General features: G+C 73.4%; 10 protein-coding genes and 1 riboswitch. Of the genes, 6 read left to right on the top strand and 4 right to left on the bottom strand.

Annotated elements, in window-relative coordinates:
* Positions 1-72: 72 nt before the first annotated feature.
* Positions 73-208: riboswitch (SAM riboswitch) on the top strand.
* 10 nt (positions 209-218) lie between these two features.
* The 3 genes from thrC to paaN all read left to right on the top strand — a co-directional run bounded on the left by thrC (position 219) and on the right by paaN (position 4592).
* Entirely contained in the window at positions 219-1505 is a 1287-nt protein-coding gene (gene thrC, locus EV376_RS03045; protein ID WP_130320633.1) for a threonine synthase, read from the top strand.
* Between the two features lie 341 nt (positions 1506-1846).
* On the top strand, positions 1847-2866 hold the full coding sequence (locus EV376_RS03040; RefSeq protein WP_130320632.1) for a GNAT family N-acetyltransferase: 1020 nt from the start codon (positions 1847-1849) through the stop codon (positions 2864-2866).
* Positions 2867-2918: 52 nt separating this feature from the next.
* The gene (gene paaN / locus EV376_RS03035; RefSeq protein WP_207228023.1) at positions 2919-4592 is read left to right on the top strand and encodes a phenylacetic acid degradation protein PaaN; all 1674 of its coding nucleotides are present in this window, start codon (positions 2919-2921) and stop codon (positions 4590-4592) included.
* 68 nt (positions 4593-4660) lie between these two features.
* On the opposite strand, the gene EV376_RS03030 is transcribed toward paaN, so the two are convergent.
* On the bottom strand, positions 4661-5209 hold the full coding sequence (locus tag EV376_RS03030) for a GNAT family N-acetyltransferase (protein ID WP_130320630.1): 549 nt from the start codon (positions 5207-5209) through the stop codon (positions 4661-4663).
* 213 nt (positions 5210-5422) lie between these two features.
* Between EV376_RS03030 and EV376_RS03025 the strand changes: the two genes are divergently transcribed.
* The 3 genes from EV376_RS03025 (at position 5423) to groL (ending at position 8815) form a co-directional block, all read left to right on the top strand.
* Positions 5423-5626 (top strand): cold-shock protein, encoded by a 204-nt coding sequence (locus EV376_RS03025; RefSeq protein WP_013288855.1) that lies wholly within the window; start codon positions 5423-5425, stop codon positions 5624-5626.
* Positions 5627-6030: 404 nt separating this feature from the next.
* On the top strand, positions 6031-6918 hold the full coding sequence (locus EV376_RS03020) for a hypothetical protein (protein ID WP_130320629.1): 888 nt from the start codon (positions 6031-6033) through the stop codon (positions 6916-6918).
* A 274-nt stretch (positions 6919-7192) separates the two neighbouring features.
* Positions 7193-8815: a chaperonin GroEL gene (gene groL, locus EV376_RS03015; RefSeq protein ID WP_130320628.1), complete on the top strand. Its 1623-nt coding sequence runs from the start codon at positions 7193-7195 to the stop codon at positions 8813-8815.
* 63 nt (positions 8816-8878) lie between these two features.
* On the opposite strand, the gene EV376_RS03010 is transcribed toward groL, so the two are convergent.
* The 3 genes from EV376_RS03010 to EV376_RS03000 form a co-directional block, all read right to left on the bottom strand.
* Positions 8879-9079 carry a hypothetical protein gene (locus EV376_RS03010; RefSeq protein WP_130320627.1) on the bottom strand — a complete coding sequence of 67 codons (201 nt, stop codon included), beginning with the start codon at positions 9077-9079 and terminating at the stop codon, positions 8879-8881.
* Positions 9080-9164: 85 nt separating this feature from the next.
* Entirely contained in the window at positions 9165-10094 is a 930-nt protein-coding gene (locus EV376_RS03005) for a GNAT family N-acetyltransferase (protein WP_130320626.1), read from the bottom strand.
* Positions 10095-10178: 84 nt separating this feature from the next.
* Complete coding sequence (locus tag EV376_RS03000) at positions 10179-12698, bottom strand: S8 family serine peptidase (RefSeq protein WP_486482501.1); 2520 nt, start codon at positions 12696-12698, stop codon at positions 10179-10181.
* Between the last annotated feature and the right edge of the window lie 49 nt (positions 12699-12747).

The following is a 12747-nucleotide window of genomic DNA, read 5'->3' as shown; positions in this document are numbered from 1 at the left end:
ATCTGGCCACTCCGTGGGAAGAGGCGGTTGCCAGCCACCTGGCGGTGCTTAGACTCGGCGGCACAACTACATACCTCATCCAGAGGGGCTGAGGGATACGGCCCGACGACGCCCCGGCAACCACCCCGCGCGCTCACCGCAGAGCGACCGGCGGGGCAGGTGCCAATTCCGTCCCCGCCGCAGAGCGCGAAGCGGGGAAAGATGAGAGGACTCTCGACATGACGTCGACGCTCGTCCCGTCCGGCATCGACACCACCACCAGCCCCGCCCGCGCCCTGGTCTGTCGCGCCTGTTCGGCCCGGTACCCGCTCGCCGCCCAGCACGCCTGTTACGAATGTTTCGGTCCGCTCGAGGTGGACTACGACACCGCCGCCCTCGCCGCCGTCACCCGGGAGCAGATCGAGGCGGGCCCGAAGAACATCTGGCGGTACGCCGCGCTGCTCCCCGCCGGCCAGGACGCGGCCGCGCGGGTCACCCTCGACCCGGGCTTCACCCCGCTGGTCGCCGCCCCGAACCTCGCCGCCGAGCTGGGCATCACCGCGCCACTGTGGGTCAAGGACGACAGCGCCAACCCGACCCACTCCTTCAAGGACCGCGTGGTCTCGGTGGCGCTGACCGCGGCGCGGGCGTTGGGCTTCACCCGGTTCGCCTGCGCCTCCACCGGCAACCTGGCCAACTCGGTCGCCGCGCACGCCGCCCGGGCCGGCATCCCGTCGGTCGTCTTCATCCCCAGCGACCTGGAGCAGGGCAAGGTGGTCACGACCGCCGTGTACGGCGGCGACCTGGTCGCGATCGACGGGTCGTACGACGACGTGAACCGGCTCTGCGGGGAGCTGGTGGAGACCGACGAGTTCGAGGACACCGCGTTCGTCAACGTGAACGTGCGCCCGTACTACGCGGAGGGGTCGAAGACGCTCGGCTACGAGGTGGCCGAGCAGCTCGGCTGGCGGATCCCCGCCCAGGTGGTGATCCCGATGGCCTCCGGCGAGCTGCTTACGAAGATCGACAAGGCGTTCAGCGAGCTGGTCGAGATCGGGCTCGTCGAGGCGCCGGCCGGTGGCTGGAAGGTGTTCGGCGCGCAGTCCACCGGCTGCAACCCGATCGCCACCGCCCTGCACGACGGCACCGACACCATCACCCCGGTCAAGCCGACCGGGATCGCCAAGTCGCTGAACATCGGCGACCCCGCCGCCGGCCTGTACGCCCTCGAGGCGGTCCGCCGGACCGGCGGCTGGATGGACCAAGTCGACGACGAGGAGATCCGCGCCGGGATCCGGCTGCTGGCCCGTACCACCGGGGTCTTCGCCGAGACCGCGGGTGGCGTGACCGTCGCCGCGCTGCGCAAGCTCGTCGAGTCCGGCCGCCTCGACCCGGCCGCCGAGACGGTCGTGTTCAACACGGGCGAGGGCCTGAAGACGCTGGACGCCGTCGCGAGCCAGGTCGGCCCCACCCACCGCATCAAGCCCTCCCTACGCGCCGCCCGAGACGCCGGCCTCCTGTCCTGAACCCCCACCCCCGCCCACCCACGGTTGATCATGAACTATTAGCGCTCGAAAGCGCTTTCCCCGGCTGTAACTTCATGGTCGACGGCGTGGGAGGGGGTGGGGTGGGAGATCCGGACGGTAGTCGGCATTTCGCGCTCAGTGCGGAAAACGCGCGGTGAAGGACTTGACGTCGGCAATCGGGCAGCGCAAGATGCTCCGTGCGGGAGGGCGTGTCGCCGAAGACCTTGTTCTTTCGACCCAGCGCCGGAGGCGTTGTGCGATCGTCCCTCCCGACCAACGTCCGATCGGGGCCGGCGGAAAACCGCTGGCCCCGATCGCGTTTTCCGCGCACGCTCGAAGCCATGAGCATCGCCGTCACGCCGTACGACGCCGCCGACCCGGCCGCGATCGACGAGGCGCACCGGGTCGCGTTCGCGGCGACCGCCGCCGACCAGCCCGATTTCCCGAACCAGACCCGGGACCAGTTCGCGGCGTACGCGGCCAACCCGATGCCGGGCCTCACCGTGCTCCGCGCCCTCGCCCGGCTCGACGGCGTGGCCGCCGGCCATCTCGAACTGCGGTTGCCGCAGCTCGACAACACCGACAACGCCAGCATCACGCTGGCCGTCCACCCCGAGCACCGGCGCCGGGGCGCGGGTCGCGCGCTCCTGGCGTACGCGATCGAGGTGGCCCGGGCGCACGGCCGTAAGCGGATGTTCGGGGACACGGTGACGGCGCTGCCGGGTGGGCCGGCCCGCCCGGAGGCCGGCGGGGCCTTCGCCGCGACCACCGGCGCGCAGGCGGCGCTGACGGAGGTCCGGCGGCGGCTGGACGTCGCGGGGGTCGACCACGCCGCGCTGGAGGAGCTGCTGGCCGGTGCCCGCCGGCGCGCCGCCGGCTATCGCGGCGTGGCCTGGCACGGGCCGGTCCCGGAGGAGTACGTCGCCGACGTGGCCCGGCTGGAGGGCCGGATGAACACCGACGCGCCGATCGGCGACCTGGAACTGGAGGCCGAGAACATCGACGCCGAACGGATCCGGGGGACCGAGGAGGTGCTCGCCGCGCGGGGGCGGCGGCACTACCACTACGGCGCGGTGCACGAGGCGACCGGCCGGCTGGTGGCCTGGACCATGCTCGACGTCAACGGCGGCATCCCGTGGCACGCGTGGCAGCAGACCACCATCGTCGACCCGGACCATCGCGGGCACCGGCTTGGGCTTCTGGTCAAGGCCGAGAACCTGCGGTACGCGGTCGGGTACGAGCCGCAGCTGCGCGCGATCGACACCTGGAACGCGGCGGTCAACGAGCACATGATCCGGATCAACGAGCAGCTGGGGTTCCGCCCGGTCGACGGCTGGACGAACTGGCAGTTGACAATTTGAGTTGTGACACGGCCCTACTGATCGTGCGGTCCGGTGTTGCATGATGGCGGGCATGACGGAGACCCCGCACCCCCTGTACGACAGGCACGCCGAAACCCTCACCCGGGCGCTGAAGGCCATCTCGGAGCGCGGGTACTGGTCCGCCTACCCCGAGTCGCCGAGCCCCCGGGTGTACGGCGAGACGGCCGCCGCCGACGGCAAGGCGGCCTTCGAGGCGTACCTGGGTGGCGACTTCCCCCTCGACCAGCCCGGTGACGGGAGCACCGTCGCCACCGAGGCCAGCCCGTTCGGGGTCGACCTGGGCGTCCGCTACCCGCACGCGGCGGCCGACCAGCTCGTCGGGGCGGCGACCGCCGCACTGCCCGCCTGGCGGGACGCCGGCCCGCAGGTCCGGGTGGGCGTCTGCCTGGAGATCCTGGACCGCCTGCACAAGAACGTCTTCGAGCTGGCCAACGCGGTGCAGTTCACCAGCGGCCAGGCGTTCGTGATGGCCTTCCAGGCCGGTGGGGCGCACGCCCTGGACCGGGCGCTGGAGGCGCTGGCGTACGCGTACGCGGAGATGAGCCGGCACCCGGGGACGGCCGGCTGGGAGAAGGCGGCGGGCAAGGGCGACCCGCTGCGGATGACCAAGACCTTCCACGTGGTGCCGCGCGGTGTCGCGCTGGTGATCGGGTGCAACACGTTCCCGACCTGGAACTCGTACCCGGGGCTCTTCGCCTCCCTGGTCACCGGCAACCCGGTCGTGGTCAAGCCGCACCCGCGCGCGGTGCTGCCGCTGGCGGTCACGGTGAAGTACGCCCGTCAGGTGCTCGCCGAAGCCGGCTTCGACCCGAACCTGGTGCAGCTCGCCGCGGAGGCCCCGGGCGAGAAGCTCGCGTCGACGCTGGCCCTGCACCCGTCCGTGAAGATCGTGGACTTCACCGGCTCCACCGAGTACGGCGACTGGCTGGAGGCCAACGCCCGGCAGGCGCAGGTCTACACCGAGAAGGCCGGCCTGAACACCGTGGTGGTCGACTCGACCGACGACTTCGCCGGGATGTGCCGCAACCTGGGCTTCACGCTCACCCTGTACAGCGGGCAGATGTGCACCACCTCGCAGAACATCCTGATCCCCCGGAACGGCATCGCGACCGACCAGGGCCACAAGAGCTTCGACGAGGTGGCCGCCGGCATCGCGGGCGCGGTCGGCAAGCTCACCGCCGACCCGGCGCGCGGGGTCGAGCTGACCGGCGCGATCGTCAACGACGGGGTGCTGGAGCGCCTCGACGAGGTGACCAAGGTCGGTGAGCCGGTGCTGGAGTCCCGTACCGTCGAGCACCCGGCCTTCCCCGGCGCGGTGGTGCGGACGCCGACCATCGTCAAGCTGGACGCCGGTGACACCGCCACCTACTCCCGCGAGTGGTTCGGGCCGATCTCGTTCGCCATCGCGACCGACTCGACCGAGCACAGCCTGGAGGTCCTGCGCTCCACGGTGGGCGAGAAGGGCGCGCTGACCGCCGCGGTCTACTCGACCGACGAGGCGGTGCTGGACGCGGCCGAGGCGGCGGCGATCGAGGTCGGCGTGCACCTGTCGGCCAACCTGACCGGCGGCGTGTTCGTGAACCAGTCGGCGGCCTTCTCCGACTTCCACGGCAGCGGCGCCAACGCGGCCGCCAACGCCGCTCTCACCGACGGCGCGTACGTCGCGAACCGGTTCCGCGTCGTCCAGAGCCGCCGCCACGTCTGAGGTGGCACGGAGGGTCCCTTCTCAACGCCTGGTGCTTGGGAAGGGGCCCCGGTTCACCCGAGGGGCACTCAGGCCGGGCGGCGCATCTGGAGTTCGGTGAGGGTCGGCACCGTCGGGTGCGGGACGCGCACGCCGGTGTCGACGAAGCCCAGCCGCTGGTACGCCCGGTAGGCCCGGTCGTTGCCGACCACGACCTCCAGCATCAGTTCGGGCCGACCGCAGGCGCGCGACCAGCCGGCGACCGCCTCGATCAGGTCGGCGAGCAGCCCGCTGCCCCGCCAGGACGGGGTGACGTAGACGGCGTACACGACGGTGAGTCCCGGCTCCTCCGGTGCCACCGTGCCGCCGGCGTGCCCGACCAGCCGGCCACCGCCCGGATCCGCGATGAACTGCGCTGTCCGGGTGCCCGACGAGGTGTACGCGACGCGCGCGGCGAACTCGGCGTGCGGCCGGGCGGCCGCGTCGGCGATGGTCTCCAGGAACGCCAGCGGTGCGTCGGCGAGCATCTCCAGCCGCAGGGCCCGCATCCGCGCGGCGTCCGCCGGTCGGACCCGCCGGACCTGCGCCCGCCGCACCGCGACCTGCCCCGGGTCGGGCACACCCGGAGTACTCGCCATCCCGCATGCCTACCACAGCGACGACGAGCAATGTGGATCGCTCGGAATATGCCCGATTTGTGGTCGTGCGCCGCCGTCACGCCTCGTGTAGCGTGCGATTTCGGTCACCGATTCAGCGGCCGTCGCCGATCGCCGAACCGGTGCCGCCCCGCGGGCCGGAGCGCCGGTCGCGGCGGGGTGAGTGAGACGCCGCGCAGAGTGAGGAAGTGCACCGTGGCACAGGGCACCGTGAAGTGGTTCAACGCCGAAAAGGGCTACGGCTTCATCGCCGTCGACGGCGGCCAGGACGTCTTCGTCCACTTCTCCGCCATCGAGATGGACGGCTACAAGGCGCTGGACGACGGCCAGCGGGTGGAGTTCGAGATCGCCCAGGGCCAGAAGGGTCCCCAGGCCGAGCGGGTGCGCGTCATCGCCTGAGCGGCCCTCGGCTCCGCCGCGGAGCCGACCGACGACGGCGGTGCTCCCGCGAAGCATGGCCGGCCGGGGGTGCGGTGCCGGCACCGCACCAGGGAAGATCATGAACCGTTCCAGCCGTCGCTGAGGAGGGTTCAGTGTCCGACCAGCCACCCCCGACCGTGCCGTCTCCGCCGCCGGATGATCCGGATCCGACGTCCGGTGCCGTACCGCCTCCGGCGGCTCCCTCCGGCCCGTCCGGTGCCGCACCGCCCTACCCCTGGCACCCGACGGGCCCGCAGCCGGGTGGGTCTTCCTGGGACCCGGCCGCTGCGCAGCCGGGTGGCCACTCCTGGGACCCGGTCGCCCCACCGCGGCCGGGAGCCGCGGCATGGGGTGCGGCCGGGCCGTGGCAGCCGGGCGCACCGGTGTGGCCCGGGCAGGCCTTCGCCGGCTGGTCCGCGGCCGGGTTCGACCCGGCGGACCCGCTGGTCCCCCCGCCCGGGGCCGGTCTGGCTGGCTGGTTCGACCGGTGCACCGGAGCGGTCCGGCGCGGCTGGAGCCTGCTGCTGCCGATCCTGCTGCTGACCCAGGTGCTGCCGGCCGTCCTGATCGGGCTCCTGACGTACGCGGTCGACCCGTCCGCCGAGTGGGACGCGGCCCTGGCCGAGGACTCGGCCGCGCTGCCCGACGGGTTCGTGGGGGACCTGGTCACCCTGTTCGGGATCGCCCTCGTCGGCGCGGTGCTCGTCGGCCTGGTGCAGAGCATCGGCTGGGCGGCGGGCACCTGGGTGATCGCCCGCCAGGCGGCCGGCGAGCCGGTCGACCTGGGCGCGGCGCTCCGCTACGGTCTGCGCCGCGCGCCGGGCCTGTGGGGCTGGACGTTGCTGATCGGCCTGCTGGTCGCCGTTGGCGTGTGCTTCTGTGTGCTCCCCGGCATCTACCTCGCGTTCGCCCTGAGCCTGGCCGGCCCGATCTACCTCTTCGAGCGGCAGGCCCCGATCGCCCGCTCCTTCCGGATGTTCCACGACCGCCTCGGGCTGGTGCTCGGCCGGGTGGCCCTGATCGCCGCCGTGGTGATCGTCGTGTCGGTGCTGGCCGGCGCGCTGGAGGGCGTGGCCACCCTGCCGTTCGGCACCGCGCCCCTGGAGTCGCCGGGGACGGCCGTCGGGTTCCTCCTCGTGCTGGTGATCACCCAGTTGCTGCCCCTCCCGGCCTACCTGGCCCAGCAGGTCGGGCTGGTCGTGACGTACGCGGAGCAGCGCGCCCACGAGCAGCCGGTGAACGCCACGCGGCTGGCGGCCGAACTCGGCTGACGGGGGCGATCGTGCTTGCACTCGGCAAGGGAGAGTGCTAAACAAGTCATTGGCACTCGCAGACCGTGAGTGCCAATGGTCGGGGCGGTAGGGCCACGGCCGCACGGGCGTCAGGAGGCGCGGGTGCGGCACATGGCCGGTCGTCGCGGGCTATCCGGCCCGGCCTGCGGACGTCGTCGTCGCCAGGTGGCGACGTCCCAAGGTGCGTACACCAGACGGCCCATCCGGGGCACACCCTCGGGTGGCCCGTGAGTGTCCAGGAGGACAACGCCGTATGGCCAAGATGATCGCGTTCGACGAGGAGGCTCGCCGCGGCCTCGAGCGGGGCATGAACCAGCTCGCCGACGCCGTGAAGGTGACCCTCGGCCCCAAGGGCCGCAACGTCGTGCTCGAGAAGAAGTGGGGCGCCCCCACCATCACCAACGATGGTGTGAGCATCGCCAAGGAGATCGAGCTCGAGGACCCGTACGAGAAGATCGGCGCCGAGCTGGTCAAGGAGGTCGCGAAGAAGACCGACGACGTCGCCGGTGACGGCACGACGACGGCGACCGTCCTGGCCCAGGCCCTGGTTCGCGAGGGCCTGCGCAACGTGGCCGCCGGTGCCAACCCGATGGCCCTGAAGCGGGGCATCGAGGCCGCGGTCACGAGCGTCTCGGAGGAGCTGCTGAAGCTCGCCAAGGACGTCGAGACCAAGGAGCAGATCGCCTCCACCGCCTCCATCTCCGCTGGTGACACCAGCGTCGGTGAGATCATCGCCGAGGCGATGGACAAGGTCGGCAAGGAAGGCGTCATCACCGTCGAAGAGAGCAACACCTTCGGCCTGGAGCTTGAGCTCACCGAGGGTATGCGCTTCGACAAGGGCTACATCTCCGCCTACTTCATGACCGACCCGGAGCGTATGGAGGCCGTCTTCGACGACCCGTACATCCTGATCGTCAACAGCAAGATCTCCTCGGTGAAGGACCTGCTCCCGATCCTGGAGAAGGTCATGCAGTCGGGCAAGCCGCTGCTGATCATCGCCGAGGACCTGGAGGGCGAGGCCCTCGCCACCCTGGTGGTCAACAAGGTCCGGGGCACCTTCAAGTCGGTCGCCGTCAAGGCGCCGGGCTTCGGTGACCGCCGCAAGGCCATGCTGACCGACATCGCCATCCTCACCGGTGGCCAGGTCATCAGCGAGGAGGTCGGCCTCAAGCTGGACGCCGTCGGCCTCGACATGCTGGGCCGCGCCCGCAAGGTCGTGGTGACCAAGGACGAGACCACCATCGTCGACGGTGCCGGCGACGCCGAGCAGATCCAGGGCCGGGTCAACCAGATCCGGGCCGAGATCGAGAAGAGCGACTCCGACTACGACCGCGAGAAGCTGCAGGAGCGGCTGGCCAAGCTGGCCGGCGGCGTCGCGGTGATCAAGGTCGGCGCGGCCACCGAGGTCGAGCTGAAGGAGCGCAAGCACCGCATCGAGGACGCCGTCCGCAACGCGAAGGCCGCCGTCGAGGAGGGCATCGTCCCGGGTGGTGGCGTCGCGCTGGTGCAGGCCGGCAAGACCGCCTTCGACAAGCTGGACCTGACCGGTGACGAGGCGACCGGCGCCCAGATCGTCAAGATCGCGCTGGACGCTCCGCTGCGGCAGATCGCCGTCAACGCCGGCCTCGAGGGTGGCGTCGTCGTCGAGCACGTCCGCAACATCGAGGCGGGTCACGGCCTGAACGCCGCGACCGGCGAGTACGTGGACCTGATGGCCGCGGGCATCATCGACCCGGCCAAGGTGACCCGGTCGGCGCTGCAGAACGCGTCGTCGATCGCGGCGCTCTTCCTCACCACCGAGGCCGTCGTGGCGGACAAGCCGGAGAAGACCCCGGCCGCCCCGGCTGGCCCGGGTGGCGGGGACATGGACTTCTGAGTCCAGCTCCACGACACCGGGAGGGGCGGGCCGCGTCAGCGGTCCGCCCCTTTCGGGTCTCTCCTACGTCGGCAGCGGCCGTTGGTTGCGCCGCTTCTGCGTCCGGTCGTACGGCTGCCGCACCTGTACCGGCTCGTCCACCACCGCCACCGGTTCGTCGTCCGGCGGCTCGTCGGCGCCGTCCATCTCTGCCCGCTGCTCGGCGTCGCCGAAGTCGATGCGGTCGAAGGGCAGCGGCCCGGTCCGTTCGTCGTCCGTGGTCATGGTGCCTCCTCTACCGAAACGGTAGGGGGCGTCGATGGGCGACGCGGGCGAATGACGCTATCAGGTGATCTATCCTATTCGCCCGTTATCGATCCCCGAGCGTCCTCCGGTACAGGAAGAACACCCGCTCGATCCGGGCGCCCGCGCTGCCCGAGTAGAACCCGACCGGGCCCACCCAGCCGATCTGCGCCGCCGTGATCCCGGCCGCACGCTGGTCGGCCAGACAGCGGCGGAGCAGCACGCCGCCGATCCCCGACCCCTCGGCGGCGGGTGCCGTACCCATCGGGCCGAACCAGCTCGGCCGCGACGAACCCCAGGCGGCGAAGCCCAGCACCGCGCCGTCGCGCTCGGCGAGGTGGCAGCCGGCCCGGTCGCGGCCGACCGAGCCGGCCAGCTCCGCGTCCCAGGTGCCGCCGAACACCGACCGGGCGAAGTCCGCCAAAGCCGGCAGGTCCGCCGGCTCCGCGCGGCGTACCGTCACGCCCTGGCCGGCCAGCCGCTGCTCCGCCGGCGCGGTCGTGCGCAGGGCCGGGCTCTCGTCGTACGACAGGTCGGCCGTCATGTTCCAGGCCGTGCGGTCCTGCGTGTAGCCGAGCGCCTGCGCCGCGCAGACCGCCGGCGTGTAGCGCACGTCGATGCCCGGCCAGGCGTAGTGCGGCGGGTTCCCCGCCAGCAGCACCTCGGTCGCCCCGAGCGCGGCGAGCCGCTCCTCGGCGTACGCCAGCAGCGCCCGACCGACGCCGCGCCGCCGGTACGCCGGGTCCACCGCCACCAGGTCCACGTGCCCCTGCGCGCCGTCGCGGCCGGAGAGCGAGGCGATCAGCACGCCGGTGAGGAGACCGTCCCGGTACGCGCCCAGCGGGACCAGCGGCCGGTCGGCGGCGGCGCGGGCCCAGAGCACGTCCACGATGGCCGGTGCCTCGGCCGCGTCCTCGGGCAGGTCCAGCGCCCGGCCGCACAGCTCCAGCACGGCGGGCAGCTCGTCCGCGGTCAGCTCGACGATCTCCACGTCCATGGACGCCGACCCTAGATCACCGGGGCGCTTCTGTTAAGAAGGGGCCCATTTACCGCCGGAGGCGTCAGGAAGGGGCCCTTCCTTTCACCCCCGGGCGGCGCGGACGGCCGCGTACGCGTCGACGAGGCCGGCGCCGGCGAGGTTCCGCTCGTCGCCGCACGCTCCGGTGCCGACCGGGACCGGCCCGGCGGTCTCCGCCAGGATCCGTCGAGTCGTGGCCAGGTCACCGACCAGCGCCGGGTTGGCCGACCACATCAGCGCGGCCACGCCCGCCACTTGCGGGGTCGCCATCGACGTGCCGCTGAGTTCGCCGTACCCGCCGCCCGGCAGCGCGCTGAGCACGTCGGCGCCGGGAGCGACCAGGTCGGGCTTGGCCGCGCCGCCGGGCGCCGGCCCGCGCGAGGAGAAGTCGGTCACCCGGCGCTGCCGGTCGACCGCGCCGACGGTCAGCACGTCCGGGTACGGCGCCGGTGGGTCGTCGATCGAGCCGCAGTGCGGACCGGTGTTGCCGGCGGCCGCCACCACCAGGATGCCGGCGGCGTCCAGCGCGTCGGTGGCCGGCCGCAGCACCCGGGGGTCGCAGCCCTCGAGCGCCGGGCAGCCCCACGAGTTGGTGAGGATGTCCGGCGCGCGCTGCGGGCGGCCGTCGGTGAACGGGTCGCCGCCTGGTGGGAAGGGCGCCAACATGAACTGGAGGCAGTCCAGATAGTAGGCCGGGTTGCCGAGGTTGCGGCCCAGGTTGACGCAGCCGGTCCAGGAGGCGCCGGGGGCCACCCCGACACCGCCGCGGCCGACGGCGCTGCCCAGCGTGTGGGTGCCGTGCCCGCCCCCGTCGGTGGGGACCGGGGAGCCGTCCCAGGGGTCGTACCACGAGTCGTCACCACCCCGGAAGCCGTCGGTCAACGCCGGATGGGCACCGTCCACACCCGAGTCCGAGCTGCCGATGGTCACGCCCGCACCGTTGACGCCCAGCTCCGACCAGACCCGGTCGGCGCCGATCAGCCGGATGTTCCACTCCGGACCGGCTGGCGGCGGCGCGTCTCCGCGGGTGGGGGTGGCCGGTGCCGGCAGCGGACGGACCCGCTGGCTGAGCAGCACCCGGTCCACCTCCGGACGGCCGGCGAGCCAGGCCCGCACGAGCGGCCCGCCGTCGACCTCGATCGCGTTGACCAGGTAGTACGGCGTGTGGTCCAGCCCGAACCGGCGCAGGTCCCGGCGCAGGTCGGCCTGCGTGCGCTCGGCCGTCTCCACCAGTCGCCGGTAGACCTCGGCGGTCCGGGCGTCCCGGCCCGCGCGACCGGTCGTGGCGGGGACGCCGCTCAGGTCGGCCTGCTCCCGCAGCACCACGAACAGCCGCTCGCCGTGCAGGCCGGGCTGCCCCGGCCCGGCGGCCACCACGCCCAGGGTCGCCAGCAGGACGGCGGCGGCCACCCCGGCGACCGCCCGCCGGGGCCGCGCGGCGTGCCGCCGGGCGAGCAGCACCCCGTACGCGACCGCCAGCACGACCGCGACGGCGAGCCCCACGCCGGCGGCGACCGCGACCCAGTACGGCACGTCGCGGCTGCCGGCCAGCGCCAGATTGATCTCCTCGGAGTCCGTCCACGCCAACGGGCCGAACACGCCGAGCCCCACCAGCCAGGCGGTCGCCGGGCCGGCGCCGGCCGCCGTGCGGCGGGTCGCCGCCGCGAGGGCGGCCAGCGCGAAGCCGGCCGGGGGCAGGGTGAGCAGCAGCGGCAGCTGCGCGCCGGACTGGCCGGCGACCGCGCCGAGCAGCAGCAGGGCCACCCCGGCGACCAGCCCGCCGACGAGCACCAGGCGGGCGGGCCGGGGCGGCGTGCCGACCGCGAAGCGGGACCAGAACGCGCCGGTCAGCAGGACGGCCGCCAGCCCGCCGACGGCCGCCGCGGCGAGCGCGGCGAGCAGCGTCTCCAGCGGCCCGCCGAGCGCGCCGACCCACGCCCACGGCAGCAACACGAGCAGCCCGCCGGCGAGCCCGAGCAGCGTCACCGGGGCGGGGCGCGGCGCCGTGGGCGTGGCCGCGGGCGGGGCGGTCGGGGCGATCGGCGTGGGGGGCGGGGCCGCCGCCGGGGCGATCGGCGTGGCGAGCGGGGCGGTCGGCGGGGCGGTCGGCGTGGGGGGCGGGACCGCCGGCGGGGCGGTCGGCGCGGTGCCGTGCCGGGCCAGCCGGCGGACCACGAGCACGGCCAGGCCGGCCGTGGCGGCGAGTGCCGCGAGGTACGCCTCGTGGTGCACCGGCGGCAGCGTCCGCAGCAGCCCCAGGGCGCCGAACAGCAGCAGGGCCGTCAGCCAGACCCGGCCGGTGGCGCGGACCGTGGCGGACCGGGGCACCAGGGCCAGCAGCAGGGTGGGCGGGCCGGCCAGGAGCACGACCCCGATGGTGCTGACCGGCCAGAGCCAGGTCGCCCGGTCGAGGCCGGAGGCGAGCAGGATCTGGTCGGTCAGCCACCCGCCGAGCTGCCCGACCACGGTGAGCCCGACGAGCCACAGCCCGCTGAGCACGGCGGCCACCACCGCCCAGGGGCTGCCCGCCCCCGCGCCCGCCGGGACCGGGACGACGGGTTCTGCGGGGTGTTGAGGCTGCACCGCCAAACATTACGTCGCCAGCAACGCGATCTTGCACTTTCGGCCCCCC

This window comes from Micromonospora sp. CNZ295 (assembly GCF_004217535.1).
This window is presented reverse-complemented; position numbering and strand designations above follow the sequence as displayed.